General features: G+C 70.2%; 23 protein-coding genes and 1 other RNA gene. 11 read left to right on the top strand and 13 right to left on the bottom strand.

Annotated elements, in window-relative coordinates; all coding sequences use genetic code 11:
- Positions 1-327 precede the first annotated feature (327 nt).
- The 3 genes from proV (at position 328) to proX (ending at position 3,923) form a co-directional block, all read left to right on the top strand.
- Positions 328-1,617, top strand: coding sequence for a glycine betaine/L-proline ABC transporter ATP-binding protein ProV (gene proV / locus ACFOGJ_RS11375; RefSeq protein ID WP_379900346.1), 1,290 nt, complete (start codon positions 328-330; stop codon positions 1,615-1,617).
- A complete protein-coding gene (gene proW, locus ACFOGJ_RS11370) occupies positions 1,614-2,771 on the top strand; it encodes a glycine betaine/L-proline ABC transporter permease ProW (protein ID WP_379900345.1) in 1,158 nt (385 codons plus the stop codon). Before proV ends, proW begins: the two co-directional genes overlap by 4 nt.
- A 90-nt stretch (positions 2,772-2,861) precedes the next feature.
- The gene (gene proX, locus ACFOGJ_RS11365; RefSeq protein ID WP_379900344.1) at positions 2,862-3,923 is read left to right on the top strand and encodes a glycine betaine/L-proline ABC transporter substrate-binding protein ProX; all 1,062 of its coding nucleotides are present in this window, start codon (positions 2,862-2,864) and stop codon (positions 3,921-3,923) included.
- 129 nt (positions 3,924-4,052) lie between these two features.
- Here proX and ACFOGJ_RS11360 read toward each other — a convergent pair whose 3' ends face one another.
- Positions 4,053-4,325 carry a hypothetical protein gene (locus tag ACFOGJ_RS11360; RefSeq protein WP_379900343.1) on the bottom strand — a complete coding sequence of 91 codons (273 nt, stop codon included), beginning with the start codon at positions 4,323-4,325 and terminating at the stop codon, positions 4,053-4,055.
- Entirely contained in the window at positions 4,322-5,713 is a 1,392-nt protein-coding gene (locus tag ACFOGJ_RS11355; protein ID WP_379900342.1) for a metallophosphoesterase family protein, read from the bottom strand. Before ACFOGJ_RS11355 ends, ACFOGJ_RS11360 begins: the two co-directional genes overlap by 4 nt.
- A gap of 116 nt (positions 5,714-5,829) precedes the next feature.
- On the opposite strand from ACFOGJ_RS11355, the gene ACFOGJ_RS11350 reads away from it, so the two are divergent.
- Complete coding sequence (locus ACFOGJ_RS11350; protein WP_379900340.1) at positions 5,830-7,554, top strand: chloride channel protein; 1,725 nt, start codon at positions 5,830-5,832, stop codon at positions 7,552-7,554.
- Positions 7,555-7,579: 25 nt separating this feature from the next.
- On the opposite strand, the gene ACFOGJ_RS11345 is transcribed toward ACFOGJ_RS11350, so the two are convergent.
- Both ACFOGJ_RS11345 and ACFOGJ_RS11340 read right to left on the bottom strand, forming a co-directional pair.
- Positions 7,580-9,241: an acetolactate synthase large subunit gene (locus ACFOGJ_RS11345; RefSeq protein ID WP_379900338.1), complete on the bottom strand. Its 1,662-nt coding sequence runs from the start codon at positions 9,239-9,241 to the stop codon at positions 7,580-7,582.
- Positions 9,238-9,486, bottom strand: a complete 249-nt coding sequence (locus ACFOGJ_RS11340; RefSeq protein WP_379900336.1) for a DUF4169 family protein — start codon at positions 9,484-9,486, stop codon at positions 9,238-9,240. Before ACFOGJ_RS11340 ends, ACFOGJ_RS11345 begins: the two co-directional genes overlap by 4 nt.
- 492 nt (positions 9,487-9,978) lie before the next feature.
- On the opposite strand from ACFOGJ_RS11340, the gene ACFOGJ_RS11335 reads away from it, so the two are divergent.
- Positions 9,979-14,043: an AsmA family protein gene (locus tag ACFOGJ_RS11335; protein WP_379900334.1), complete on the top strand. Its 4,065-nt coding sequence runs from the start codon at positions 9,979-9,981 to the stop codon at positions 14,041-14,043.
- A 48-nt stretch (positions 14,044-14,091) separates the two neighbouring features.
- Here the strand turns inward: ACFOGJ_RS11335 and ACFOGJ_RS11330 are convergent, their stop codons facing one another.
- The 6 genes from ACFOGJ_RS11330 to ssrA form a co-directional block, all read right to left on the bottom strand.
- Entirely contained in the window at positions 14,092-14,928 is an 837-nt protein-coding gene (locus ACFOGJ_RS11330; RefSeq protein WP_379900332.1) for a fructosamine kinase family protein, read from the bottom strand.
- Complete coding sequence (locus ACFOGJ_RS11325; protein WP_379900330.1) at positions 14,925-15,413, bottom strand: low molecular weight protein-tyrosine-phosphatase; 489 nt, start codon at positions 15,411-15,413, stop codon at positions 14,925-14,927. The genes ACFOGJ_RS11330 and ACFOGJ_RS11325 overlap by 4 nt, the downstream gene beginning before the upstream one ends.
- A 99-nt stretch (positions 15,414-15,512) precedes the next feature.
- Complete coding sequence (locus tag ACFOGJ_RS11320; protein WP_379900328.1) at positions 15,513-15,797, bottom strand: ribbon-helix-helix domain-containing protein; 285 nt, start codon at positions 15,795-15,797, stop codon at positions 15,513-15,515.
- A gap of 180 nt (positions 15,798-15,977) precedes the next feature.
- Positions 15,978-17,594, bottom strand: a complete 1,617-nt coding sequence (locus ACFOGJ_RS11315; RefSeq protein ID WP_379900326.1) for a FumA C-terminus/TtdB family hydratase beta subunit — start codon at positions 17,592-17,594, stop codon at positions 15,978-15,980.
- Positions 17,595-17,762: 168 nt separating this feature from the next.
- The gene (locus ACFOGJ_RS11310; RefSeq protein WP_379900324.1) at positions 17,763-18,374 is read right to left on the bottom strand and encodes an SspB family protein; all 612 of its coding nucleotides are present in this window, start codon (positions 18,372-18,374) and stop codon (positions 17,763-17,765) included.
- A gap of 285 nt (positions 18,375-18,659) precedes the next feature.
- Positions 18,660-19,057, bottom strand: a transfer-messenger RNA (tmRNA) gene (ssrA, locus tag ACFOGJ_RS11305).
- A gap of 86 nt (positions 19,058-19,143) precedes the next feature.
- Between ssrA and ACFOGJ_RS11300 the strand changes: the two genes are divergently transcribed.
- From ACFOGJ_RS11300 to ACFOGJ_RS11285, 4 genes are read left to right on the top strand one after another with little or no spacing between them, the layout of a single operon-like run.
- Positions 19,144-19,938 (top strand): thymidylate synthase, encoded by a 795-nt coding sequence (locus ACFOGJ_RS11300; RefSeq protein WP_379900322.1) that lies wholly within the window; start codon positions 19,144-19,146, stop codon positions 19,936-19,938.
- Between the two features lie 15 nt (positions 19,939-19,953).
- On the top strand, positions 19,954-20,493 hold the full coding sequence (locus tag ACFOGJ_RS11295; protein WP_379900320.1) for a dihydrofolate reductase: 540 nt from the start codon (positions 19,954-19,956) through the stop codon (positions 20,491-20,493).
- 6 nt (positions 20,494-20,499) lie between these two features.
- Positions 20,500-20,868 (top strand): PIN domain-containing protein, encoded by a 369-nt coding sequence (locus ACFOGJ_RS11290; protein ID WP_379900466.1) that lies wholly within the window; start codon positions 20,500-20,502, stop codon positions 20,866-20,868.
- Positions 20,865-21,095: a toxin-antitoxin system HicB family antitoxin gene (locus ACFOGJ_RS11285; protein WP_379900318.1), complete on the top strand. Its 231-nt coding sequence runs from the start codon at positions 20,865-20,867 to the stop codon at positions 21,093-21,095. The genes ACFOGJ_RS11290 and ACFOGJ_RS11285 overlap by 4 nt, the downstream gene beginning before the upstream one ends.
- Positions 21,096-21,185: 90 nt before the next feature.
- Here ACFOGJ_RS11285 and ACFOGJ_RS11280 read toward each other — a convergent pair whose 3' ends face one another.
- From ACFOGJ_RS11280 to ygfZ, 3 genes are all read right to left on the bottom strand, one after another.
- Entirely contained in the window at positions 21,186-22,427 is a 1,242-nt protein-coding gene (locus ACFOGJ_RS11280; protein WP_379900316.1) for a multidrug effflux MFS transporter, read from the bottom strand.
- Positions 22,428-22,538: 111 nt separating this feature from the next.
- Complete coding sequence (locus ACFOGJ_RS11275) at positions 22,539-23,177, bottom strand: DNA-3-methyladenine glycosylase I (protein ID WP_379900314.1); 639 nt, start codon at positions 23,175-23,177, stop codon at positions 22,539-22,541.
- Between the two features lie 3 nt (positions 23,178-23,180).
- Positions 23,181-24,137 carry a CAF17-like 4Fe-4S cluster assembly/insertion protein YgfZ gene (ygfZ, locus tag ACFOGJ_RS11270; protein ID WP_379900464.1) on the bottom strand — a complete coding sequence of 319 codons (957 nt, stop codon included), beginning with the start codon at positions 24,135-24,137 and terminating at the stop codon, positions 23,181-23,183.
- A 227-nt stretch (positions 24,138-24,364) separates the two neighbouring features.
- Here ygfZ and ACFOGJ_RS11265 point away from each other — a divergent pair, with 227 nt between their 5' ends.
- The gene (locus ACFOGJ_RS11265) at positions 24,365-25,384 is read left to right on the top strand and encodes a glycosyltransferase family 9 protein (RefSeq protein ID WP_379900312.1); all 1,020 of its coding nucleotides are present in this window, start codon (positions 24,365-24,367) and stop codon (positions 25,382-25,384) included.
- On the top strand, positions 25,381-26,181 hold the full coding sequence (locus ACFOGJ_RS11260; RefSeq protein ID WP_379900310.1) for a glycosyltransferase family 2 protein: 801 nt from the start codon (positions 25,381-25,383) through the stop codon (positions 26,179-26,181). The genes ACFOGJ_RS11265 and ACFOGJ_RS11260 overlap by 4 nt, the downstream gene beginning before the upstream one ends.
- The last annotated feature ends 1 nt before the right edge of the window (position 26,182 follow it).

Raw genomic sequence — 26,182 nt, 5'->3', positions numbered from 1 at the left:
GCCCCCGCCGCCCTGCGGCGGGGGCTTTTTCGTGGCCTGTGCCCATGTCGCCGGCTTCGCCTGACAAAGTTGTGGGGCGGGAGTGATCCGGCATCAAGCTGCTGACGCATGAAATGTAGATCAGAAGTAATATTTCCTTTTCATTCAGAATAACTTTCTTTCATTGTCAGAAACATACAGCAATATCTGTGCCAGCATCGCGCGTGCGGCTGTCGCTTGTTTGACCGGTGGAATCTCGCGTGGTACAGATCATTGATCATGCAGACAGATCATTGATCATGCAGGCAGTCGAGGCGCTGCGTTGCTTTTCAGTCCAGAAATGCGGTCATGGAAGCGGAAAAAGCAGAGAAAATATCTGTAAGCAATCTTTTCAAGGTATTCGGATCCGAGCCTGAGAAAGCCCTGGATCTTTACAAACAGGGTCTGTCGAAGGAGCAGATTCTGGAGAAGACGGGGCAGACGATCGGTGTGATCGATGCGAATTTTACCGTCTATGAGGGCGAGATCTTCGTGGTCATGGGGCTGTCCGGGTCGGGCAAGTCCACCCTGGTGCGCCTGCTGAACCGGCTGATCGAGCCGACCGCCGGCTCCGTCGTCGTCGACGGCATCGACGTCACCGCGGCCGATGCGGACTCCCTGATCGACATCCGGCGCCATCGCATGAGCATGGTGTTCCAGTCCTTCGCGCTTTTCCCGCATCTGACGGTCCTGCAGAACACCCTGTTCGGCCTCGAGCTTGCCGGCGTGCCCTCCGCGCAGCAGCAGGAGAAGGGTCGCGAGGTGCTGGAGCAGGTGGGGCTGTCGCCCTGGGCGGATGCCTATCCGGACGAGCTGTCGGGCGGCATGAAGCAGCGGGTCGGCCTGGCGCGGGCGCTGGCCAACGACCCGGGCATCCTGCTGATGGACGAGGCCTTCTCCGCCCTCGATCCGCTGATCCGGGCGGAGATGCAGGACGAGCTGATGAAGCTGCAGTCCGCCTTCCAGAAGACCATCGTGTTCATTTCCCACGACCTGGACGAGGCGACCAAGATCGGCGACCGGATCGCGGTGATGGAGGGCGGCAAGATCGCTCAGATCGGCACCCCGGACGAGATCCTGACCAATCCCGCAAACGACTATGTCCGCTCCTTCTTCCGGGGCGTCGACATTTCCCAGGTGCTGACCGCCGGCGACATCGCCCGCAAGACGCAGGTCACCGTGCTGGACCGCCAGCGCACCGGCCTACGCGCGGCGCTGAGCCGGCTGCAGGAATATGAACGGCAGCATGGCTATGTGGTCGATCGCGGGCAGCGCTTCCACGGCGTCGTTTCCGTGGAATCCCTCAGCCGGGAGCTGAAGGCGGCAGAGCCCGATCTGCACCGCGCGATGCTCACCGACGTGGAGCCGATCCCGGCCAGCACGACGATCTCCGACATCGTCGGCCGCATCGCCGAAAGCCCCTACGGCCTGCCCGTCGTGGATGAGAAGCAGACCTATCTTGGGGTGATCTCGAAGACGACGCTGCTGCAGGCTTTCGACAAGGAGACGGACCTGCACCCCGGCGATGAGGGCGCGGCCGCCGATCCGGCCACACCGCAGCCCTCTGCGCCGGATACCAACCAGCAGGCCGCGCCATGACAGAGATGCAGATCGCCCAGGCGGACACCTCCAGCGACAATCCCAGTGACAATCCCTGGGGGCAGACTGGCGAGGCGGCGGCGCCTGCCGCGGAGGATACCGGCGCCGGCTGGCTCGACCAGGCCGGACCGGCACCGGAAGAGCCGGCTTTCTCCATCCTCGATCCCTTTGCCGAAACGATCCTGCCGGTGGGCAGCTGGGTGGATAGCGGGCTCGCCTGGCTGGTCGACAATTTCCGCCCGGTGTTCCAGGCGATCCGCTGGCCGATCGACCTCCTGCTGCAGGCCATGGAGGGGCTGCTGACCGGCCTGTCGCCGTGGATCGTGCTGGTGGTGATCGGCCTCGGCGCCTGGCAGCTCGCCGGCGGCCGGCTTGCCATCGGCGCCCTGATCTCGATGGTGGTCATCGGCCTGGTCGGCGCCTGGGAAGAGGCGATGGTCACCCTGTCGCTGGTGCTCACCTCCGTCGTCTTCTGCATCATCATCGGGCTGCCGACCGGGATCTGGCTGGCGCGCAGCGATCGCGCCGCCACCGCCATGCGGCCGTTCCTGGACGCCATGCAGACGACGCCGGCCTTCGTCTACCTGGTGCCGATCGTGATGCTGTTCGGCATCGGCAACGTGCCCGGCGTCGTCGTCACCATCATCTTCGCCCTGCCGCCGCTGATCCGGCTGACCAATCTGGGCATCCGCCAGGTGCCGCCGGACCTGGTGGAGGCGGCGGTCTCCTTCGGCGCCTCGCCGCGCCAGCTGCTCTACAAGGTGCAGCTCCCGATGGCGATGCCGACGATCATGGCCGGGGTGAACCAGACCCTGATGCTGGCCCTGTCGATGGTGGTGATCGCCTCCATGATCGCGGTCGGCGGGCTGGGCCAGATGGTGCTGCGCGGCATCGGCCGCCTGGACATGGGCCTGGCGGTGACCGGCGGCGTCGGCATTGTGATCCTGGCGATCATCATCGACCGGATCACCCAGTCGCTCGGCCGCCCGCAGCGGGAGAAGGGCTATCGCCACTGGACCGAGACCGGTCCCGCCGCGCTGGTCATGCGTGTCACGCGCGGCCGGGCCGCCGCCAACCGCCCCGCGGCCGCGGCCGGCGGGGAAGGCACCGCGGGATCGGTGCCGCAGCAGTCCGGCTCGACCGGATCTGCCTGAGAGAGAGCGAGCTGCCGGGGCGGCCGGAAGGCATTGCCGGCCGGATCGCCGCGGCGCTCACCTGTTCTTCGAGAGAGAGGAAGGAATGCCATGTCCATGGAACTGACCGACCATTCCGCCGGCCGTTCGGCTTTTGGCCGGCTGGCCCGCGGCGCGATCGGTGCCGCCGCCGGCCTCGGCCTGGCGCTGGCTGCCAGCGCCGCTTCGGCTGACCACCACATGCCCGGCAAGGGCGTGGAGGTGCAGCCGATCAAGAGCTCGATCGCCGAGGAAACCTTCCAGACCCTTCTGGTGATGAAGGCGCTGGAGCAGCTGGGCTATGAGGTGCAGCCGATCAAGGAGATCGAGTACGCCACCGGCCATGTCGCGCTGGCCAACGGCGACGCCACCTTCATGGCGGACCATTGGGACCCGCTGCATGTCGACTTCTACGAGAATGCCGGCGGCGACGCGAAGCTCTATCGCGAAGGTGTCTATTCCCCGGGCGCGCTGCAGGGCTACCTGATCGACAAGAAGACCGCCGACGCGCACAACATCACCACCGTCGACCAGCTGAAGGATCCGGAGATCGCGAAGCTGTTCGACGCCGATGGCGACGGCAAGGCCGACCTGGCCGGCTGCAACCCCGGCTGGGGCTGCGAGAAGGTGATCGAGCATCACCTGGATGCCTATGACCTGCGCGACACGGTGGAGCACAAGCAGGGCCAGTATTCGGCGATCATCGCCGACACGATCTCGCGCCACAATCAGGGCGAGCCGATCCTGTACTACACCTGGACCCCGTACTGGGTCTCCGGCGTTCTGGTCCCGGGCAAGGACGTGACCTGGCTGCAGGTGCCGTTCAGCTCCCTGCCGGGCGCCCGCAAGGATGTCTCCACCAAGCTGCCGGACGGCCGCGACTATGGCTTCCAGGCGAACAACCAGCGCATCGTCGCGAACAAGGAGTTCGCGGAAGAGCATCCGGACGCCGCGAAGCTGTTCTCCGTCATGAAGCTGTCGTCCAACGACATCTCCGCCCAGAACAAGCGGATGCGCGACGGCGAGAATTCGGCCGAGGCGATCGAGCGTCATGCCGATGCCTGGATCAAGGCGAACCAGGCGAAGTTCGACAAGTGGGTCGCCGAGGCTCGCGAGGCGGCGAAGGGTAGCTGATCCGTCATTGCCGCCACGCCGGGGCCGAAGCCCCGGGATGAGATGAGGGGCCCCCGCCGCGCCTGCGGTGGGGGCCCCTTTGCTTTGTGCGGCGCTTTGTGCGGTGCCGGTCTCAAGCCGGGGCGGCGTTCATCCATCCGATCCCGGGGCGGCGCACGAGGGATCGACCGCGCAGTCAATCCGGTCGATGCAGCTCTGATCCGCCGCCAGGCGGCAGGCCTGACCGGGAGGCACCGTCGAACTGCCAGGCCAGGACATGCCAGCGGCAGTCATCGTCCGGCTCCCCTTCGTGCCGAGGAAATGCGGGCAGAACTCCCGTCGCAGGCCCATCCCCATGCCGCTGACCGGCCGCGCTTCCCGGATCGCCTGGCGCAGCAGCGCGACCTTCTCGTCCTCGGTCATCGCGGCAGCGCCCCCGCCGCTGCGAACGGGAATGCCGGCACCGGCTGCACTGCGTTCACCGAGAAGGTCACCTGCAGCGCCGCCGCCGGCGGGGCCGATGGCAGGCGGACGGGGGAGATTTCCGGATCGCGCCCGGCGCACCAGAGCGGCGGCCAGTCCATCCGCTCCGCGCCGCGGGCGCCGCCGCCTGCCATCGACTGCCAGGGGCCGTCAGCCAGACGCGCCAGGATGCCGCCGGGCCCGCCGCCGGTATGCACCGCGATCTCGATCTCGAACCCCGGCGGCACCGCGAAGGGAGCCACCCATGTCTGCGCGCCTTCACAGGGCAGAGGGATCAACCGCAGCACCGGCCGTCCCTCGCCGCCGATATCGATGCGCAGGATGGCGGCGGCCTCGTCCTCCCGCCAGGCATAGACCAGGGGTAGGGATTCACCCGGCGCAGGCCGGCTGCCGGCGATCCGCCAGGTCAGCCAGTGGGCGGTGTCGGGTCCCTGGCGCCAGCCCTCGGGTGCGGCGATCTCCCTGGGCGCCGCGGTCAGCGTCTCGTCTTGCAGCAGGCTGCGACCCGGCGGCACCGGCCAGTCGAGCCATTCGTCCAGCCGGCCCTGCAGGTCCAGCTTGCGGATCGCGAAGGCCCCGTCGCGCAGCTCCAGCAGGACCAGATGGGCATCTTCCACGACCCCCGGCATCGCGCCGCCCGGGCCGTAGAGGGTGCCGGCCCCGCCCGTGCAGATCTGCAGCAGGCCGTCGGCGACCTGCAGGTCGAAGGCGATGACATGGCTGCACAGATAGGCGGCCACCCCGGCCTTGCGCATCATGGCGAGGGCCTGTTCCGCCGCATCCGGCGCCACCCGCCACATCGGAAAGCGGCGATAGCCGTTGACCGGCAGCATCGGATGATGGCCGCAGACCAGCAGCGGCCTCCGGCCGGCGAGCGCCTGCAGGGCTTCCGCCAGGAAATCCAGGTCGATCCGCGCCTTGCCGCGATTCTCGGGATCGGCGGTGCCCAGCAGCACCGCGCCGCCATCGCCCAGGGTCACGGCATGGTTCAGGCCGCGGCGCAGGACCAGGCCGGGGATCTCGCCCTCCAGCATCAGCTGCCGGTAGATCGCGGCACTGGCCTGGTCGTAGACCGTGTGGTTGCTGGGCACGTGGAGGATCGGTGCAAAGCCGCCGGCCAGCGGCGCGAGTTCGTGCTCCAGGAAATGCCGCCATTGCGCGCGCAGGGTATCCGGGTCGCAATAGCCGTCGACATGGTCGCCCAGGTAGATGCAGCCATCGGCCCAGCCGGCATGGCCCAGCGCCACATCCGACAGCTGCCGCAATCGTGCCTCATGCGGCCCGCCGGGCACGCCGCTGCAACTGTCGCCAAGCACCACGAGGCGCATGTCCTGATCCTTTTCCGTCTGCGGTTGGTCCTGCCGGCCCGCCTTCTGCCAGCTTCAATCCGGCCGCCGGCTGGGCTACGGTTCGCACCGTACCGGGGCGCCGACAGGGGGTTTGCGTGGCAGACAGGAAAGCCGATGACGGGCAGCCGCTGTGGCTCATGGCGGTGCTGGGGATTCTGGTCGGTGTCGTGGCGGGCTTCGGGGCCTGGATCTTCCGCCTGCTGATCGGGCTGGTGCACAATCTGCTGTTCCTGGGCGAACCGCAGCTCTACTACGACGCCAACCTGCACACGCCGGCGGGGCCGTTCGGCGCCGCCATCATCCTGGCGCCGGTGATCGGCTCCGTCGTCGTTACCTTCCTGGTCAAGACCTTCGCGCCCGAGGCCAAGGGCCATGGCGTGCCGGAGGTGATGGACGCGATCCACTACAATGACGGCCGCATCCGGCCGCAGGTCGCGGTCGTGAAGTCGATCGCCTCCGCCGTCTCGATCGGCTCGGGCGGTTCGGTCGGCCGCGAAGGCCCGATCATCCAGATCGGCGCCGCCTTCGGCTCCACCCTGGGGGCGATTTTCCGCCTGCCGCCACGGCAGAAGATCATCCTGATCTGTGCCGGTGCGGGCGGCGGCATCGCCGCGACCTTCAACGCGCCGCTGGGCGGCGTGCTGTTCGCGATCGAACTGCTGCTGCTGTCGGTCAACGCGCGTTCCCTGCTGCCGGTGGCGCTGGGCACCATGACCGCGACCTATATCGGCCGCTGGCTGCTTTCCACCCACCCCTCCTTCGACGTGCCCGACCTGGTGATCCCCGACTTCCATCTGGTTCAGGGCTGGGGCCTGGTTCTGTTCCTGCCGCTGGGCCTGATCATGGGGCTGGTCTGCTGGATCTTCGTGCGCGGCATCTACTGGGCGGAAGACCGCTTCGACAACCTGATCCGCAACGACTATCTGCGCCACGCGCTGGGCATGCTGGCGGTCGGCGTGATGATCTGGCTGATGCTGCGCTTCGCCGGCAACTACTACATCCAGGGCGTCGGCTATGCGGCGATCATGGACATCCTTCAGGGTGCGCTGTCGGACCCGCTGTTCCTGCTGCTGCTGTTCGTCCTGAAATTTGTCGCGACCTGCCTGACCCTCGGCTCCGGCGGTTCCGGCGGCGTCTTCTCGCCGTCGCTGTTCATGGGCGCGACGGTCGGGGCCGCGTTCGGGATGGGCTGCCATGAACTGTTCCCGGCCCTGGCGATTGCCATTCCTGTCTTTGCCATCGCCGGCATGGCGGCGGCCGTCGGCGGCACCACCGGCGCGGTCCTGACCGCGTCGGTGATGGTGTTCGAGATGACCCTGGACCAGCGCGCGATCCTGCCGATCGTGGTCACCGTCGTCATCGCCTATGCGCTGCGCAAGTACCTGTCGCCCGACAGCATCTACACCCTGAAGCTGCGCCGCCGCGGCCATGTCGTGCCCGAAGGCCTGCAGGCGGCGGTCGACGACGCACGGGCCGTGCGCCATGCGATGAGCGACCGCTACCGCATGGCGCGCCCCGACGCGCTGGCCGTGCCGGGACGCGAGCCGGTGGTGGTGGAGCGTGATGGCACCATTGTCGGTGTGGTGCCGCCGCTGCCGGACGGCAGCAGCCGGCCAGTCGGCGACCTGCCGATGGCGCGGCTGGTCTTCGTCCCGCCGGAGGCGCCGCTGGTCGCCACCCAGCGCGAGATGCACCGGGAGGGCGCCGACTATGCCCTGGTGCTGAAGGCGCCGGGGCAGAAGCGCGCCGCCGACATCGTCGGCATCCTGGGCCCGGTGGAGATCGCCGCCTGTACCTGCCGGACGGCGCGCCTGCTGTAGGCCGCGGCCGCCGCCGGGCTGTGGTTCAGAACCGCATCGTCAGTTCGCCAAGGCGCTTGGTCAGCTTGCGGTTCTCGGCATAGTCGACCGGCACCGCGACGATCGCCGGGCCGGGCTGCAGGAAGGCCTCCTGCAGGGCGGGGACCAGTTCCTGCGGGCTCTGCACCGTCTTGCCCCAGCAGCCGAACGCCTTCGCAAGCAGCTCGAAATCGGGATTGTTGAAGGCGAGGTCGGAATGGCGGCCGTCGAAATGGTTCTGCTGCTTCCACTTGATCAGCCCGTACTCGCCGTCCAGCCAGACCATGATGACGACGTTCAGCTTCAGCCGGGCGGCGGTCTCGATGTCGTGGATGTTCATCATCACGCCGGCATCGCCGCAGATCGCCAGCACCTTGGCCTCGGGATGCGCGAACTTGGCCCCGATCGCGCCGGGCAGGGCGAAGCCCATCGAGCAGAAGCCGTTGGAGATCAGGCAGGTATTGGGCTCGTCGCACTGGTAGTAGCGGGCGATCCACATCTTGTGGGCGCCGACATCCGACAGCAGTATGTCCGACGGACCCAGGAATTCCCGCACATCCCACAGGATTTTCTGCGGCTTCATGGGGAAGGCGGCATCGTCCTTCTCCATCGCGAAATCGTCCAGGATCGTGCGTCGCAGCGGCGCCCAGCGACCGATGTCGTGCAGCGGCAGCCGGCCTTCACACTTGCGGTTCAGCGCCTCGTTGATCTGCCACAGCGCGTCGGCGACATCGGACACCACCTCGACCTCGACCGGATAGTCCTGGTCCACCTCCGCCGGGGAATAGTCGATGTGCAGGACCTTCTTGTTGCCCGACCGGTCCCAGGCGCGCGGGGCATATTCCACCAGGTCGTAGCCGATCGCGATCACCAGGTCGGCCTGGTCGATCGCCAGGTTGGCATGGTCGCCGCCCTGCAGGCCGATGGTGAACAGGCAGTGCTGGTCGCCCCGCGGCACCGCGCCCTTGCCCATGAAGGTGTTGATCACCGGAATGCCGGTCTTGCGCGCGAAGCGGCGCAGCTGCCGGGCGGCATGCTTCCGCACCGAGCCGTTGCCCGCCAGGATGATCGGGTTCTCCGCCGCCGTAATCAGCTCGACCGCGGCATCCACGGCCTTCCAGTCGGCGGCCGGCCGGCGCACCTCGTCCGGCCGGATCGGTTCGCCGGTGACCTCCGCCGCGGCGACATCCTCCGGCAGCTCGATCAGGCAGGGGCCCGGCTTCTCCGTCTCCGCCAGCTTGAACGCCTTGCGCACGATCTCCGGCACGTTTTCCGGCCGCATCACGCTCTGCGACCATTTCGTGATCGGCCGGTACATGGACACGGTGTCCATGTTCTGGTGGCTCTCCTTGTGCAGGCGCTCGGTCTCCGCCTGGCCGACGATGGCGACCACCGGGGAGCGGTCCAGATGCGCGTCGGCGATGCCGGTCACCAGGTTCGTCGCGCCGGGGCCGAGGGTCGCCAGGCAGACCCCGGCCTTGCCGGTCAGCCGGCCATAGGCATCCGCCATGAAGGCGGCCGCCTGTTCGTGCCGGCAGAGGACGAAGCGGATCCGGCTGTCCAGCAGCGAGATCATCAGGTCCGCATTCTCTTCGCCCGGCAGGCCGAAGATATGCTCGACACCCTCCGCCTCCAGCGCGCGGACGAACAGGTCCGATCCCTTCATCATCTGCCCCTTTCCGGTTTTTCCTCGTCCTGCCGGCCGTGATCGGCGGCAGGCTTTGTTTCTTCCGGCGCCTCCCGCTGCAGGCGCTTGCCCTCCAGCTGGCGCTGCATGCGCTCGGCCTCCGCCGCCGTGCTGCGGCGGTCCGTACCGCTGCGGCCGAAATGCAGGCGGTTGGCTTCCGCCTTGGCGGCAGCCTCCTGCCGGGCACGCCCCTTGCGGTAACGCTTCAGATTGACCAGGTCGCCCATAGACACTTGCCCACCGCACAAAAAATAGATTCGCGCCGTCGCGCGCTGCCCTGGCCCGCGGCGGGCTGCCCCCCGATCGCACGCCCGGGGTCACTTGCCCTGAAGCGACTTGCCCCGTATACGCGACTGCTGGGCTGCGGCTGTGGGCGGCCCCGAAGACGGTGCATGCCGGACGTCGATCCGGCGCGCAGGCGGCAGTCTAGCGGAGAGGCGGGCCCGCCGGCCAGACGTCGTGCCGGCGGATGTCGGCCGCTTCGCTGCAGCCGACCGGCCGGCCGGCCGTCGGGCGGGGCGGCGGCAGATCGGGATTGGACGCGGGCAGGCAGGCGTGAGGAAATCTGCGCCGGCGGGTGCGGGCGGTATCGGGCAGCGCCTGTCGTGCCGGCAGCGGAACGCGCCGACGGGAGAACCCATGGTCTCAAGTGGCGCGGCAGCGCATGCGGGCCGGATGACGGGCGGCCGCCTCCGGGCGGACCGCGGGTAGGGCGGCCGATGCGCTGGTTTCTCGGCACCGTTGCAACCCTCCTGCTGGTCCTGGCCGTCGGCGCCCTGGTGGCACCGCGCCTGATCGAATGGAACGACTATCGCGGCCGGATCGCCGACGCGTTCGCGCAGCGCACGGGTCTGCAGGCGGAGATCGGCGGCGACCTGCACATGGTGCTTCTGCCGCGGCCGACCTTGTTCGCCGCCGATGTCCGGCTTTCTGCGCCCGGCGATCCGGCCGGCCCGCTGGCCACCGTGCCGGCATTGCGCGCCGAACTGGATCCCCTTTCCCTGGCCGCCGGCAATGTCGAGCCGCGCACGATCGCACTGGAGGCGCCCGACATCAGGCTGCGCCTCGGGGAGCGGGGCCTGGCGGACGCCACGGCATTGTCGGAGCGGCTGCTGGCCGTCGGGGAGAGCCGGCTGCAGAACCTGGCGGTTGCCGATGCGCGCCTGACGGTCGTGCAGGACGGCCGGCCGCTTGCGACCTTTGCCGGTATCGACCTCGCCTTCGCCGCGCCCGGGGCGGAGCGCCCCGGCAGCCTGCAGCTTGAAGGGCGCTGGGACGAGGTGCCGTTCAACGCGACCCTGGAGGTCGGTGCCCTGCCGGCCTCCGGCCAGACGACCCTGCGCGGCCGTGGCGAACTCGCCGGCGGCCTGGCCCAGATCAGCTATGGCGGGGCGCTCACCATCGTGCCCGAAGCCGCCGCGCCGCGCAGCGGCGGCGCGGCCGACCTCTCCACCGAAGGCCAGCTGAATGCGACGGTCCGCGATCCCGCGGCGCTGCTCTCGTTGCTCTGGCCGCAGGACGAGGATGGCCGGCAGATCCCGCACGAGCCGCTGACCCTGGCCGCCCGGCTTATCGCGGAACCCGGCTCCCTGGTCGTCAACAACCTGGATCTGCGCTGGGGGCGGACCACGATCGGCGGTGCGGCGGCGGCGATCGTCGGGCCGCCGGTCGACCTGAACCTGACCCTGCAGGTAGCAGGGCTCGACCTGGACCTGCTGGCACCGGTGGCCGCGCGGCTTCTGCCGGCGGTCGACGGCACCCTGTCGCTGCCGGCCTCCGACCGGATCACCTTCGACATCGCCGCCACCGCCCTGCGGTACCGGCAGAGCGTGGTCCGCAGGCTGCAGGTCGCCGGCGTCCTGGAGCAGGGCGTGCTGGACCTGCAGGAGTTGCAGGCGGATCTGCCCGGCAGCGCCACGCTTGCGGCCGGCGGGCGCCTCCTCACGCCGGGCGAACTGCCGGAATTCAACGGGCATCTCGTCGTCGAGTCGGCCGATGCGCGGCGCACTCTCGGCTGGCTCGGGGTGGACGAGGCGCTGCTGCCGGCCGCGGCACCGCGACGGCTGCGGGCGGAGGCGGACCTGGCGCTCGACGCCGGGCTGTGGCGGGTCCTGGACCTGGCGGTAGAGATGGACGGCACGTCGCTGCAGGGCGGCATCGCCCTGCGCCCGGCCGGGCGACCGTCGTTCAGCGCCAATCTCCGCCTCGGCCACCTGCACCTGGACCCCTGGATGCCGGTTCTGGGCCATGTCCTGTCGCAGGCCGCCGACAGGGGCACAGCCGGCGCGGCTGCGGCCAGCCGCGCGGTCGGTGAACGGCTGGCCGACCTTGCGGGCCTGCTGGCCGGAGTGGACAGCAATCTGCGCCTCTCCCTGCGCGACATCGCCTGGCAGGACAGCCAGCTGTCGGAAGGAAATCTCGACCTCACCCTGGTGCGGGGCGAACTGTCCCTGACACGCGCGGTGGGGGTGCTGGGCGACGGGCTGCGCACCGAACTCTCTGGCGCGGCGGCGGTCGCGGAGGATGGCGGTGGCCTGGACTACGACCTCAAGGTCGAGGCGGCGGGCCAGAATCTTTTCGACCAGCTGCAGCGTCTCGTGCCGGTGCTGCTTCCCGGGGCCGGAACCGTTCCCGCCCCGGGGGCCGCGGACGAGGCTGCCGCGGCGCCCGGGCAGGCCGTGCCGCCCGCCGGCCCCTCCCGGCTGGCGCTGCGGCTGGGCGGCGATGCCCGTCAGGCGCTGCTGCGCGACCTGGTCTTCGACCTGCCCGGCGCGCGGCTGACCGGCCGGGGCACCTTGGGCCTGACCGCGCCGGTTCCCACCCTGGTGGCGGATATCGCCTGGCAGGTGCGCGATCCCCGGCGCTTCGCCAGCCGCTTCGCGAACCGGCTGGGTGGCGGCGACCTGCTGCTGTACCGGCAGCCGTCGAGCGGCGCGGCGACCCTGACCGTCGACGCCGGCACCCTCGGCATCAGCGGGCTGATACTGGAGCTGCCCGCCCTGACAGCGACGGCGGAGGGTCGACTCAACCGGACCGGCACGCCGCGGGACTTCGACCTTCGGATCGGCCTGCAGGCGGATTCTCCCGGTGCCCTGCTGGATGCCGCCGGCCTGCCTGTGGGCGAGAGCGCAGGGAGCGGGATCGCCGCTGCCGGTCCGGTCTCCCTGATCGCCCATGTGAACGGAACGCCGGCAGAGCTCCAGCTTCAGGAGGCGCGACTGACCTACGGGGCCGCGGTGCTGCAGCTGGACGGGACCGGCAGCCTGCAGCCGGCCCCCGGTCTGGCGGGCCGGCTTTCCCTGAGCGCGCCGGAACTGGCACCGCTGCTGGCGGGCACCGGACTGACCGCGCGCGCCGGCGCGGATGGCAGGCCGCTGGGCCATGTCGCGATAGCGGCCGACTACCGGCTGACCGACAGCGCCCTGCAGATCGAGGGGCTGAAGGGGCGGGCCGGCCCGACCGAGGTCGATGCCGCCCTGGCGCTGGAATGGGCGGGGGCCGCCCCGGTGCTGCTGCTCGACATCGGACTGGCGGGCCTGCCGCTGGACCGCCTGCAGCCCGGCAGGCCCGCCGCATTGTTCGCCGGCATCCTGGCCGGCCAGGCGGAGTCCGCGCATCGCGGCCGCGCCCCCTATGCCGCCGGTGCGGACCTGGCCGAGGCGGCGGGCCGCCTGCGCGACCGGCTGCGCCTGGACCTGGCCCTGTCGGCGACGGCGATCAGCGCCGGCGACGGCCTGTTCGAGGACGGGCGCCTGGAGCTTCAGGTCCGCGAACAGGAACTGACCCTGGAGGTCCTGGAGGGCCGCCTCGCCGGTGGGCGGATCGCCGCCACCGGACGGGTGGATGCCCGGGGCCTGCCCGCCCTTTCGCTGCAGGCAGAGGTGGAGGCGGTGGATGCCGCCGCCCTTGTCGACCGGCTGACCGGGCTGCAGGGCATCACTGGCCGGACCGACGGCCGGTTGCGCCTGCGCACCGCCGGGACCACCGCCGATGCGATGCTCGACCGACTTTCCGGCCAGGTCGATGTGACGATGACGGATGGCCGGATGGCGGGGATCGACATCGCGGCCATCGCCGCGATGCTGGACCGCACGCCGCCCGAGGTGCCGCCGCCCGGTGCGCTCGCCGCGGCGCTGGGCGTGCCGGATGCCGATGCCGCCGGCGGCCCCGCCCCCGCCCCCGATGACCGCGCAACCGCTTTCGAAACCCTGTCCGGCCAGCTGTTCCTGGAGAGCGGCGTGCTGCGCCTGCAGCATGTCGCCGCCGCGCTGGCCGAAGGCATTGCCAGCTGGCACGGCTCCGTCGACCTGCCGGCGGAGCGCCTGGACCTGACCGGCACCTTCCGCCTGGCCGCCTGGCCCGAGGCGCCGGCGATCGAGCTGGAGATGGAGGGGCCGTTCGCCGACCTGCAGCGCCGGGCGCTGACCGACGCCATGCGCCAGTATCTGGCGGGCCGGGCCGCCGCCGCCCGGATCAGCGCGCCGGTGCGTGAACCGATGCCGGCCGAAGCCGCCCCGCCGGACGAGTCCCCGGCTGACCCGCCGTCACCGCCCCAGCCGCAGTCCGCCGCGCCGGGCGCTGCGTCCGGCGGGGACGAGGCAGCCGCGGATGCGTCAGTGCCGCCTGCCGGCCCGTCCGAAGACGTGGGGCCTGGCGGTACAGCCGGGACCGATGAGGCGGCCCCGGGCAACGGCATGCCGGAGGAGGCAGCGCCGTCGTCGTCCGGAACGCCCGCGCCGGCCCCGACCCCGGCCCCGACCCCGGCCGCACCCTCGGATTCATGATCCTGACGCACGGTCAGGCGCCGACCCGGGACTGTACAGACCCCAGGGTCATGCCCCGGCCAGTGCGAGCTGCCGCTCGACCAGGGGCAGGTAGCCGCCGCCGAACAGCTTCAGATGGACCAGGGCCGGCCAAAGGCGGTAGATCGCCAGCCGGGCTTCGTGTCCGGGGGCGAGCGCGCCATAGCTCTCGAAGAAGTCGGGGCCGGGCCGGTCGAACAGGGTCAGCATGGCGATGTCCACCTCGCCATGGCCGTGATAGCAGGCCGGGTCGATCAGGCCGCTGACCCGGTTGCCCGACACCAGCACGTTGCCGCCCCAGAGGTCGCCGTGCAGCAGTGCGGGGGGCGGCTGCGCCGGCAGGTGGCGGGGCAGGGCATCCGCCAGGCCCGCCAGGCGCCGGGCGGGTTCGGCCGGCAGGTGGTCCAGGAAGGGGCGCAGCCGGCGCTCCGCCCAGAACGCCGGCCAGGGCGGGCCCTGGCTTTCGGCGGGCGCCGCATTGGCGATCGCGACAGGGCCGAAGGCGTAATCCTCCGGCCAGCCATAGCCAGTGCCGTGGCAGGCATGCAGACGGGACAGGACCCGTCCCAGATCGGCCCAGACGGCGGCCGCCGCGCGACCGCCCAGGCCGCCATCATCGGCCAGCGGGGCGAGGGCGAGCAGGCTGTCGGAGACCGCCAGCACGGCCGGTGCCGGGACCCCGGCCGCGGCGATCGCCTGCAGCATGCGTGCCTCCGCCGGCGGGGCGGGGCCGTCCTTGACGATGGCGGTCCTGCCGTCCTCCAGCGCGATGCGGACGGGCTGCGACAGGTCGCCGCCGGCCAGCGGCCGGGCTTCGCGCAGGCGGCCGCCCAGCAGCGCGGCGCCGGCTTCCGCCAGGTTCCTCATCGGGGCGGCGGGGCGCCCTCGGCCGCCAGCCGCCGCGCCAGGGCAGCGGCGCCGGCGGTGACGTCGGCCCAGGTCTTCTCGAATCCCTCGGCCCCGCCGAAATAGGGATCCGCGACCGGCTGCCCCTCGCGGCCCTCAACATGGTCCAGAAGCAGGCTGAGGCGGGCAGTGCTGTCGCGGGGCTGCAGCCGCCGCAGCGCCGCCAGGTTGCTGTCGTCCAGCGCGACGATATGGCTGAAGCGGTGAAAATCCTCCGGCGTCACCTGACGGGCGCGGCAGGCTGCGATGTCGATGCCGTTGCGCCGCGCGATCGCCCGGGCGCGGGCGTCCGGCGGCTCGCCTTCATGCCAGTCCCCGGTGCCGGCGGAATCCGCCTCCACCTGCAGGCCCAGCGCCGCCGCAGCAGCGCGGAAGGCGCCCTCCGCCAGTGGCGAGCGGCAGATATTGCCAAGGCATACGAAAAGGACGGCAGGCCTGTCAGGCATCGGCGATCTCCCGGTCGCGACACTGGCGCGGGGTCGCCACGGACCGCGCGCCGCACCGTCCGGCCTTAGCACGGAACCGGGGCGTCGCCGACCCGTGGATCAGGTGAGGTCCTGCCCGGAGGCTGCGGTCTGCGGCGGGTGGGCGGCATCCGGCGCGCCGGCCCGCAGGAAACGGCCTTCCATGGCCCAGCCCAGCACATAGACCCGGATCGCGCTGGACAGGTTGCCCGAGCGCCCGGCGTCGATCTCGCTGACAAGCTGGTTGATGGTCAGGCCGCGCTGGGCGGCGATGTCGCGCAGGCAATCCCAGAAGATCCGCTCCAGCGAGATGCTGGTGCGGTGGCCCGACACGACGACTGAACGCTTCTTGACCGCGGACTGCATGGCACGCCCCTGGATCCGGCCGGCAACAGGCCGGCCATGGTGAGACGCATCCCCGTCGCCGGACGGCTTCGGACGCCCGGCGACCCCTTCGACACAGCTAGTGCAGATCCCGGCTCTGTCCAGCCGGCGCCCCGCAGCGCCGCCACCCCGAGAGGTCGGACAGGGATCGCAGGCCGGCGATCAGCTCGCCGCGAAGAAATCGTTGCCCTTGTCGTCGATCACGATGAAGGCAGGGAAATCCTCCACATCGATCTTCCAGACGGCCTCCATGCCGAGCTCCGGATAGTCGAGGGTCTCCACCTTCTTGATGCACCGTTCGGCCAGCACGCCGGCGGCGCCGCCGATGGAGCCGAGATAGAAGCCGCCATGCTCCTTGCACGCGGTGCGGACCACCGGCGAGCGGTTGCCCTTGGCCAGGGTGACGTAGCTGCCGCCGTTGCGCATCAGAAGGTCCAGGTAGGAATCCATCCTTGCCGCCGTGGTGGGGCCGAAGGAGCCGGAGGCATAGCCCTCCGGCCGCTTCGCCGGTCCGGCATAGTAGATCATGTGGTTCTTCACATAGTCCGGCAGCGGCTGCCCCTTCTCCAGCCGGTCGGCGAAGCGGGCATGGGCGATGTCGCGGGCGACGATCATGGTGCCGGTCAGGCTGAGCCGGGTCTTGATCGGGTATTGCGACAGGGTCGCGCGGATCGCCGCCATCGGCTGGTTCAGGTCGATGCGCACCGCCTGGTTCTCCAGCTCGTCCTCGGTCACCTCGGGAAGGAAGCGGGCCGGGTCGGTCTCCAGCTGCTCCAGCAGGATGCCTTCCGGCGTGATCTTCGCCAGCGCCTGCCGGTCGGCGGAGCAGGAGACGCCGATGCCGATCGGCACGCTGGCGGAATGCCGCGGCAGCCGGATCACCCGCACGTCATGGCAGAAATATTTGCCGCCGAACTGCGCGCCGATGCCGCTGGCACGGGTCATCTGGTGCACGACCTCCTCGAAGCCGCGATCGCGATAGGCATAGCCGCCCGCCAGGCCCTCGCCCGGCAGGTTGTCCAGGTAGCGGCAGGTCGCCAGTTTCAGGGTCTTCAGGTTCTGCTCCGCCGACAGGCCGCCGATCACTACCGCCAGGTGGTAGGGCGGGCAGGCCGCCGTCCCCAGGGTCTTGATCTTCTCGTCCAGGAACGCCTCCAGCTTGCCCGGCCGCATCAGCGCCGGCGTGCCCTGGAACAGGAAGGTCTTGTTGGCGGAGCCGCCGCCCTTGGCGACGAACATGAACTTGTAGCTGTCGTCGGTGCCGGCGGCGATGTCGATCTGGGCGGGCAGGTTGCTGCCGGTATTCGCCTCCTCGAACATCTGCCGCGGGGCAAGCTGGGAATAGCGCAGGTTGTCGCTGGTATAGACGTCGAACACGCCGCGCGACAGCGCTTCGGCATCGCCGCCGTCGGTCAGCACGAACTGGCCCTTGGTGGCATGCACGATCGCGGTTCCGGTGTCCTGGCAGGACGGCAGCACCATGCCGGCGGAGGTGCAGGCGTTCTTCAGCATCTCCCGCGCCACGAAGCGGTCATTGTCCGAGGCCTCGGGGTCGTCGAGGATGTCGCGCAGCTGCTGCAGGTGGGATGGCCGGAACAGGTGCTGGATGTCCCGGAACGCCGTCGCCGACAGGGTCCGCAGGGTTTCCCCCGGAACTTCCAGGAAGCGGTGGGGCCCGTAGTCCCGGACCTTGAAGTCGCCGTCGAGCTGCCGGAACGCGGCGCTGCCATAGGGCGTGCTCCCGTCCGGGAAGACGGGCAGATAGGCGAAGTCGGTCATGGTCATCCTCCTGCTGGGCGGTCCCGCCCTGCGCCGGGCATGCCCCGGCCGCGCGGCGCGGCCGGCGCTGTCGGCCGGAAAGCCGCCGCCGGGCATCCTCTGATCCGGATATCGAGCCCGCGGAACGGGGCCCTCCTGGCGCGGACGGCAGGGGTCCGCGCCGGTCGTTCAGTCCTTCTGTCCCTGCTTTTTGCGGAACGCGTCAAGTGTCACGACATTGTCCTGCGGCGCGCCGTCCTCGCCCTCCCCGGCGGGCGGCCCCGCTTCGCCCTCGCCGGCGGCGAGGTCGGGCAGCATGTCGCCGGCGATGTCGGTCCTGCCCGGCGATGGTCCGCCGGCCGGAGCCGGCAGGCCGGGCGTCGCCGCCGGGCCCAGCGCCTTGGAACCTTCGGGCGGGGCGGCGCTGTCGACGCCGTCCTCGTCCTCAAGCACGGTGAACTGCAGCCCGAACTGGGCCGTGGGATCGGAGAAGCCGACCAGGGTGCGCAGCGGCACGCGCAGCCGCTCATGCACCTTGTTGAAGCTCAGCAGGACGCTGAACGCTTCCTCCTCCACCTCCAGGCCCCAGAACTGGTGCTGCAGGACGATCGTCATCTCCTGCGGATAGCGTTCCCGCAGATAATCCGCCATCTCCACGCCGGGCTGGTCGGTGCGGAAGGTGATGTAGAAATAATGTTCCCCGGGCAGCCCGTTCTCGGATACCTGGATCAGCGCCTTGCGGACGACGTCGCGAAGCGCGTCTTCCACCATCCTCGCATAGTCCATCTGGTCGCGCCCCATCGGTCTGTCCTCGGCAGTGGTCCGGCCGGCGGTGCACCGCCCGGCTGCCGGCATTCCGCGTCGGAACCCTTGTCGCGCCGGAAACCGCAACCGCCCCGGCCGTCCGGCAAACCTATCGCCGCTGTGGCGCGATGCAAGCGCCCAGGGAACCGTGACGCCCGGCCGTCCGCGGTCTGCGGCGCGCCATGCGTGTGCCAATGCCCGCCGCTGGCCGCTTAGCGGGCAGGGCGGCCGGGCCTGGCGGCGCAGGTCAGGCGGCGGATTTGTTGCGGATCGGCAGGAGGAAGTGGGAGGCTTCTGTTGCCAGGTGCCCCCCGAACCCCGCCTCAGGCTGCGAAGCCTGAGGGCTTAAGATTTAGGTTGTCAAACCGCCTTAAGCGGCCTGCGCAACCATCGCCTCGTTGTCGTTGGCAACTTTGGCTTGGCCCGATAACGGCGGTACCATGCCGGGCAAAAGCTGCGGTTTTACTGCGCTCGTCGAGCCTGTGTCGCCCCCATCAGCAACGCGCTGCCGCCCGGCGGGCAGCCGAGTCGCGGACCGCCTTTGCGGTGGCCGCGCGTTCCTGGTGGAGGCGCCGGGTACTGCCCCCGGGTCCGATACGCTTATTCTCCGCAGGGTTTATCGCCATATCTGCGTAAGCAGCACATCGAATATAGGGCGCCCGGGCCGGGAGTTGAAGAGGCAGGCTTCTGGGACCAGACTCCCGGTCCGGCCCGCCGGCCGGCACTTCCGCCCGCCGACGGGCCTTCAGCCGCTTCCGGATGATCCATGCAGCAATATCTCGACCTTCTGGCCCATGTCCGCAGCACCGGGGTCGAACGGCCGGACCGCACCGGCACCGGCACCCTTTCGGTCTTCGGCCACCAGATGCGCTTCGACCTGGGCCACGGCTTTCCGCTGCTGACCACGAAGAAGCTGCATCTGAAGTCCATCGTCTACGAACTGCTCTGGTTCCTGCGCGGCGACACCAACATCGCCTGGCTCAACGAACATGGCGTCAGCATCTGGGACGAATGGGCGGACGAGAACGGCGACCTCGGCCCGGTCTACGGCGCCCAGTGGCGGTCCTGGCCGGCGGCGGACGGCGGCACCATCGACCAGCTGTCGCAGGTCGTCGCGGAGATCCGCCGGAATCCGCAGTCGCGGCGCCTGATCGTCTCCGCCTGGAACGTCGCCGATCTCGACCGGATGGCGTTGCCACCCTGCCATTGCCTGTTCCAGTTCTATGTCGCGGAAGGACGGCTGTCCTGCCAGCTCTACCAGCGCAGCGCCGACATCTTCCTCGGCGTGCCGTTCAACATCGCCTCCTATGCCCTGCTGACCATGATGGTGGCGCAGGTCACTGACCTGGAGCCGGGCGTTTTCGTGCATACCCTGGGGGATGCCCATCTCTACCTGAACCATCTGGAGCAGGCCGACCGGCAGCTCGCCCGCGACCCGCGGCCCCTGCCGCGGCTGCGGATCAACACCGAGGTCGCCGACCTGTTCGGCTTTCGCTACGAGGATTTCGCGCTCGAAGGCTACGAGCCGCATCCCCATATCGCGGCCCCGGTCGCGGTCTGACGACCGCTCGATGCGATGCGGCTGACCCTGATCGCGGCCGTCGCCGCCAACGGCGTGATCGGCCGCGACAACGACCTGCCCTGGCACATCCCGGAGGATCTCCGCCGCTTCCGGCGGCTGACCATGGGGCATCCGATCCTGATGGGCCGCCATACCCACGAATCGATCCTGGCGCGGCGCGGCCGCCCGCTGGACGGGCGGCTGTCGGTCGTCGTCTCCACCAGCATGGCGGCGCAGGCGCCGGCCGAGGCCAGGCGGGATGACGGACTGGCCGTCGTGCCGGACCTGCCGGCGGCGCTGGACCTGGCGCGGGCGACCGGTGCCGGCGAAGCCTTCGTCATCGGCGGCGCCGGCCTGTACCGGGCGTCCCTGCCGGTCGCGGACCGGCTGGACCTGGCCCGGATCGACATTCCCGTCGCCGGCGATGTCAGCTTTCCGGACTGGGAGCCGGCGGACTGGGTCCTGGTGGAGCGCCGACCCGGCACGACGGAGGTGGAGATCGACAGCAGGAAAGCGGGCTATGCGTTCGAGGTCTGGGATCGTTCCACGGGCTGACAGCGCCTGCGTATCGGACAATTCATATGGCTGGTCGGTCGACCCTCTTGGATCATCGGCAACGCCTTGTACTGCGAGTATGAGTCGGTGCTCGGACGTGAAGGCCTGTGGCAAGATGCTCCGTTGGAGCGCGACGAGCGAGATCGTCTTTTCGATGCGCTGATGAGCGTATCCGCCTGGGTCCGGATCCACTATCTGTGGCGTCCGAATTTGCCAGATGAAGGCGACAGCCATCTGTTGGAACTCGCGGTTGCCGGTGCGGCGAACGCCATAGTCACTGCCAACAAGCGGGACTTCGACCGAAGCGAACTGTGGTTTCCCGCCCTCAGGATAGAGACTGCAGGGGAATTCCTGGACAGGAGGAGCCTGACATGAGCGTCCTCACCATCCGTCTGCCGGACGACCAGCACGAACGATTGAAGGCATTGGCGGCGCATCGCGGCCTGAGCCTCAACAAGCTCTTCGAGGAATTCACGGTCAAGGCACTGGCGGAGTTTGATATCGAAACGCGCTTTCGCGTTCGCGCGGCGCATGGCGACGCAGATGCTGGCCTTGCCCTTCTGGACAAGCTCGACCGCCATTTCGGCAGCGAGGTGCGATAGAGCGGTCGGACGGACCAGACGGCTTGCGCCGGGTTGGCGTGGCGCTGTCTTCAGGAAATGGGGCTGTTGGGTCCCTGCGCCGACAGGCGCTCAGGTCTCCCGCCGCTCCGCTTCCGCGCGGCGCTGCGCCGCCGCCCGGGCGGTGCGACCGCGCAGGCCGAACCACATCAGGGCGGCCAGCGCGGTGGCGACGGCGAGGCCCGTCGCCATCGGCGCGGAATGGTCGTGGGCGGGCAGGCCGATCAGGATCGCGCCCAGCGCGCCGCCGGCCATCTGGAAGAAGCCCGACAGGGCGGAGGCGGAGCCGGCGATGCGTGGGTCGACGCTGAGTGCGCCGGCCATCGCGTTCGGGAAGGACAGGCCCATCCCCATCGACCAGAGGAACATCGGTCCCATGATCGCCGCGACGGTGAGGATGTCGGCCAGCGACAGGCCCAGCAGCAGGGCGGCGGCGAGGATCGCGGTGACGACGCCGATATCGACCATCCGCTCCAGGCCGATGCGCTGGGTCAGGCGGGAGGAGAGCAGGGAGCCTGCGAAGAAGCCCATCGCCTGGCCGGCGGCGATCCAGCCGAAGGTGCGGGCGGGGATCTCCATGACATTGATGAAGACGGTCGGCGCGGCGCCGATGAAGCAGTACACGCCGCCGAAGGCGAAGCCGATATACAGGGCATAGGCCAGGAACTCGCCGTTGCGGCCCAGCCGGCCATAGGCGTGCAGCGCGCTGCGCAGCATGCCCGGCCCGCCGGCCCGGCCGGTATGGGTCTCCGGCAGCTGGAACCAGGCCAGCGCCAGAACCAGCGCAGCCATCGCGGCGATGAAGACGAACTGGTAGCGCCAGCCGGCATAATCCTCGATATAGCCGCCGACGATCGGCGCCAGGACGGGCGCCATGATGATCACCATCGCCAGCATCGACATCGCCCGCGCCGCGGCGGAACGGCCATAGAGGTCGCGGATCACCGCGCGGGTGACCACCACCCCGACGCAGGCGCCGAGGCCCTGGACGATGCGGGCGCCGACCAGGCTCCAGATGTCGGGTGCGAAGATGCAGCCGATGGAGGCCAGCACGCAGATCGCCAGCCCGCTGATCAGGGTCGGCCGGCGGCCGATGCGGTCGCTGATCGGCCCGTAGACCAGCTGGCCGACCGCGAAGGTCGCCAGGAACACGCTGAGGGTCAGCTTCACCGCCGCCGGCGAGGCCGCCAGGTCCTGCGCGATCGCCGGCAGCGAGGGCACGTAGATCGATGTCGCGATGATGCCCGTCGCGGTGAAGGAGGAGACGAGCGCAAGCAGGCCGGCCTGCGATGCCGGTCCCGCGGGGGAAGTCATTCTATGGCCTGTCCGCGTGATGCTGCCGATGAATGGACCGACGAAGCCGCCGGTGGTGCCGGTCCTCCCTGACGTCCGGCGCCGCCTTTATAGGCGTCCGCCGTCCCGGCGTCAGCCGCCGCCGAGCTCGCGATGCCGGTAGCAGTCGGTCAGATGATCGTTCACCACGCCGACTGCCTGCATGAAGGCATAGACGATGGTGGGGCCGACGAAGGTGAAGCCGTGGCTCTTCAGCCGCTTGGAAAGCGCCCGGCTTTCCGCGGTTTCCGCCGGCACCTCGACGATGCTGCGCCAGCTGTTGTGGCGGACGCGGCCGTCTGTCGCCGCCCAGATCATTTCGCTGAAGCCGCCCGGCTCGCTCTCCATGATCGCAAGCCAGCCCTGCGCGTTGCGAATGGTGCCCTCGATCTTGGCCCGGTTGCGGACGATCCCGGCATCCGCCATCAGGGCGGCGACCTTCGCCGCGTCATAGCGGGCGATCAGCTCCGGCCGGAAGCCGTCGAAGGCATGGCGGAAATTCTCCCGCTTGCGCAGGATGGTGAGCCAGGACAGGCCGGCCTGGAAACCGTCCAGGATCAGTTTCTCGAACAGCGCCCGGTGGTCGCGCTCGGCGACGCCCCATTCGGTGTCGTGATAGGCGACATAGTCCGGCGTCTCGCCCGGCCAGGGACAGCGGCAGACTCCGTCGGCATGTGTCCGCGCCCGGCCTTCCGTCGCAACGGGACCTGCCGCCGGTTCCCCCACCGCCATGCGCTATCGTCCCCCAGAGCCACTGCCGGCCGAATCGCTGCCGGCATCGCCGGGCCGCAGCACCGATTGCGGCAGATAGGCCGGCTGCACCGGTTCCAGGACCGCCTCGCCCGCGGTCAGCCGGCCGCCCTGCTCGAGGCTGGCGCGCAGCTTGTCCAGCCGCAGCAGGGCGAGGCCCCGGCCGTCGCGGCTGGACGCCATCTGGCCGGCATCCTGGCCGTCCAGCACGATCGGCGTGCCGGCCGGCGGCAGCGCCGGCCCGCCGGCATGGCGGATGCCCCACAGCCGCTTCTTCACCAGCGCCCGGTGCTTGGTCCGGGCGGTCAGCTCCTGGCCGACGAAGCAGCCCTTGTGGAAATCCACCCCGTGCAGCTCCTCGAAATTGCTTTCCAGCAGCAGGCCGCGGCCGGATTCGATGTCCTGCTCGCCATCCGGGACACCAAGGGCCAGGCGGAAGCGGTCGTAATCCTCCGGCGCGGCGTCGATCGCGCCCAGCAGGTCGCGCCTGTCCGCCGGCACGATGGCGCGCCAGCCGAGGTCCGGCAGGCGCGGGTCCCGATAGGCCAGGGCTGTGCCGCCGGGCTCGGCGGGCGCCTCCGCCGGCACCTCGCCATCCGCCGGGAACAGCGCCAGCACGGCCAGGTCTTCCCGCCGGGCCAGGGTCACCTTGGCCCGCAGGCGATACATCGTCAGCCGGCGCAGCAGTTCGTCGGCATGCGCCGCCGCGCAGTCCAGGAACAGCCGCTCGCCGTCGGTCGCAAGCAGCATGTCGTACAGGAACTTCCCCTGCGGGGTGAGCAGGGCGGCATAGAGCGCGCCGTCGGCCAGGCGCCCGACATCGTTGGAGAGCAGCCCCTGTAGGAAGTCGCGGGCCTCCGCCCCGGCCACCTCGATGACGGCGCGCTGCGGCAGGTCCGTGATGCGTAGCCCGGTCATGCTCCACCTCCGTTCGGCATGCAGCTGAAATAGGCGACCGTCCGGTCAGGACAACAGGGGGCCGCCCGGCCGGCCGCAACCGGCCGGAGTTGGCAATATCCCTGTGCCCGCCGTATAAGCCCGCGAACGGCCATGTTCCACCATTCCCCGTCACGTTTCAGCCGGTATCCGGCAACCGGTCCGGCATGCACCGGCCTCGCCGCCGGCCTGCCGCGGCCTTCGGTCCCGGCCGGGAGGTCCGCCCCGCAGAGATGAAGGTCCTGTTCATCACACATACGCGCATCGGCGACGCCGTCCTGTCGACAGGCCTGCTGGACCTGCTGCGCCGGCAGTATCCGCGCCTGCGGGTGACGGTGGCCTGCGGCCCGGCCTGCACCGGCCTGTTCGAGGACATGCCGGACGTGGAGCGGGTGATCGCGATGCCGAAGCGGCCCTGGGGCGGCCACTGGTTCCGGCTCTGGCGCCAGGTGGCGGCGACCCGCTGGTCCCTGATCGTCGACCTGCGCGCTTCGCTGATCTCCTGGTGCCTGCTGGCGCGGCGGCGACGCTCCCACTGGGTGCCGCCCAGCGGCGGCCACAAGCTGCAGCAGATGGGGATGCTGTTCCGCCAGCTGCAGCCGCCCGCCCCACGGCTGTTCCCGGCCGCCCGCCACCGCACCGCGGCGGAAGCGGCGATGACGGTGGCCGGGTCGGTGCCCGCGCCGGTTCTCGCTCTGGCGCCCACCGCGAACTGGGGCGGCAAGGTCTGGCCGGCAGAGCGGTTCGTCGCCGCCGCAGAGCGTCTCTGCGCACCCGGCGCGCTGCTGGACGGCATTGGTGCCATCGCCGTCTTCGGCGGCCCGGGCGAGGAGGCGATGGCCCGCCCCGTGGTCGAGGCGCTGCGGCAGAAGGGTTTCACCGTCCTGGACCTCTGTGGCCGCCTGGACCTGCTGTCCGCCTATGCCGCCCTGGAGCGCTGCGCCTTTTTCATCGGCAACGATTCGGCACTGATGCACATGGCCGCCGCCGCCGGCATCCCGACCCTGGGCCTGTTCGGACCCAGCCGGGAGGAACAGTACCGCCCCTGGGGGGCGCATGGCGCGGCGGTGCGCACGACCCTGTCCTATGACGAGATCCTGCGCCAGCCGGGCTATGACTATCGCCGCGCCGACAGCCATATGGAGAGCCTGAGCGTGGAGGCCGTCGTGACGGCGGCGGAGCGCCTGGCGGCGGACCTGGTCGACAGCGACTGGCAGCCGCCGGCACCCGAAGCGGCAGGGGCGCGGCCATGAGCGGCGGGCCGCGGCTTTCCGCCCTGGTGGTCTGCCACAACGAGGAGCGGCAGCTGGCCGACTGCCTGGGGCCGCTTGCCTTCGCGGACGAGATCGTCGTGGTGCTGGACCGCTGCACCGACGGCAGCGAGGCGATCGCCCGCGCTGCCGGCGCGCGCTGCATCGCCGGCGCCTGGCCGCTGGAGGGCGATCGCCGCAATGCCGGCATCGACGCCTGCAGCGGCGACTGGATCGTCGAGGTGGATGCCGACGAGCGGATGCCGCCCGACCTGGCGGCGGAGATCCGGCGCACCATCGCCACCGCCGCGCCCGGCTATTTCCTGCTGCCGTTCGACAATTATGTCGGCAGCCGGCTGGTGCGACACGGCTGGGGCGCCTCCTGGGGCGTGATGGCCGCGCCGCGCCTGTTCAGCCGGGGTGCGAAGCGCTGGGGGCGGGAACGGGTGCATCCCTCCCTCACCCTGCAGGGACCGAAGCGCTGGCTGACCGCCCGGATGATCCATCATGTGGACCGCGACATCTCCGACATGCTGCGCCGGCTGGACAGCTATACCACCGCGCGGGCGGCGGACCTGCGCGACAGCGGCGACATCGGCAGCTTCGGCCGCGCCCTGCGCCGCATGCCGACCCGCTTCCTGAAATGCTTCGTCGGGCGGAAGGGCTACCGGGAGGGCTATTACGGCTTCCTGATCGCGGTGATGGCGGCGCTCTACCCGATGCTGTCGCATCTGAAGGCCCGGCTGGAGCCGCAGTCGGAGGCCGCGCAGCGTCAGGTCAAGAGCCGGGGGGAGGGCTAGC

It is taken from the genome of Marinibaculum pumilum, from assembly GCF_042646425.1.
Lineage (GTDB): Bacteria > Pseudomonadota > Alphaproteobacteria > Ferrovibrionales > Ferrovibrionaceae > Marinibaculum > Marinibaculum pumilum.
Note: the sequence above shows the minus strand (reverse complement) of the source record. Positions and strands in the feature narration are given on the sequence as shown.

Coding starts and splice junctions, on each gene's coding strand:
- proV (WP_379900346.1), top strand. CDS start 328: ATGGAAGCGGAAAAAGCAGAGAAAATATCTGTAAGCAATCTTTTCAAG.
- proW (WP_379900345.1), top strand. CDS start 1,614: ATGACAGAGATGCAGATCGCCCAGGCGGACACCTCCAGCGACAATCCC.
- proX (WP_379900344.1), top strand. CDS start 2,862: ATGTCCATGGAACTGACCGACCATTCCGCCGGCCGTTCGGCTTTTGGC.
- ACFOGJ_RS11360 (WP_379900343.1), bottom strand. CDS start 4,325: ATGACCGAGGACGAGAAGGTCGCGCTGCTGCGCCAGGCGATCCGGGAA.
- ACFOGJ_RS11355 (WP_379900342.1), bottom strand. CDS start 5,713: ATGCGCCTCGTGGTGCTTGGCGACAGTTGCAGCGGCGTGCCCGGCGGG.
- ACFOGJ_RS11345 (WP_379900338.1), bottom strand. CDS start 9,241: ATGATGAAGGGATCGGACCTGTTCGTCCGCGCGCTGGAGGCGGAGGGT.
- ACFOGJ_RS11340 (WP_379900336.1), bottom strand. CDS start 9,486: ATGGGCGACCTGGTCAATCTGAAGCGTTACCGCAAGGGGCGTGCCCGG.
- ACFOGJ_RS11335 (WP_379900334.1), top strand. CDS start 9,979: ATGCGCTGGTTTCTCGGCACCGTTGCAACCCTCCTGCTGGTCCTGGCC.
- ACFOGJ_RS11330 (WP_379900332.1), bottom strand. CDS start 14,928: ATGAGGAACCTGGCGGAAGCCGGCGCCGCGCTGCTGGGCGGCCGCCTG.
- ACFOGJ_RS11325 (WP_379900330.1), bottom strand. CDS start 15,413: ATGCCTGACAGGCCTGCCGTCCTTTTCGTATGCCTTGGCAATATCTGC.
- ACFOGJ_RS11320 (WP_379900328.1), bottom strand. CDS start 15,797: ATGCAGTCCGCGGTCAAGAAGCGTTCAGTCGTCGTGTCGGGCCACCGC.
- ACFOGJ_RS11315 (WP_379900326.1), bottom strand. CDS start 17,594: ATGACCGACTTCGCCTATCTGCCCGTCTTCCCGGACGGGAGCACGCCC.
- ACFOGJ_RS11310 (WP_379900324.1), bottom strand. CDS start 18,374: ATGGGGCGCGACCAGATGGACTATGCGAGGATGGTGGAAGACGCGCTT.
- ACFOGJ_RS11300 (WP_379900322.1), top strand. CDS start 19,144: ATGCAGCAATATCTCGACCTTCTGGCCCATGTCCGCAGCACCGGGGTC.
- ACFOGJ_RS11295 (WP_379900320.1), top strand. CDS start 19,954: ATGCGGCTGACCCTGATCGCGGCCGTCGCCGCCAACGGCGTGATCGGC.
- ACFOGJ_RS11285 (WP_379900318.1), top strand. CDS start 20,865: ATGAGCGTCCTCACCATCCGTCTGCCGGACGACCAGCACGAACGATTG.
- ACFOGJ_RS11280 (WP_379900316.1), bottom strand. CDS start 22,427: ATGACTTCCCCCGCGGGACCGGCATCGCAGGCCGGCCTGCTTGCGCTC.
- ACFOGJ_RS11275 (WP_379900314.1), bottom strand. CDS start 23,177: ATGGCGGTGGGGGAACCGGCGGCAGGTCCCGTTGCGACGGAAGGCCGG.
- ACFOGJ_RS11265 (WP_379900312.1), top strand. CDS start 24,365: ATGAAGGTCCTGTTCATCACACATACGCGCATCGGCGACGCCGTCCTG.
- ACFOGJ_RS11260 (WP_379900310.1), top strand. CDS start 25,381: ATGAGCGGCGGGCCGCGGCTTTCCGCCCTGGTGGTCTGCCACAACGAG.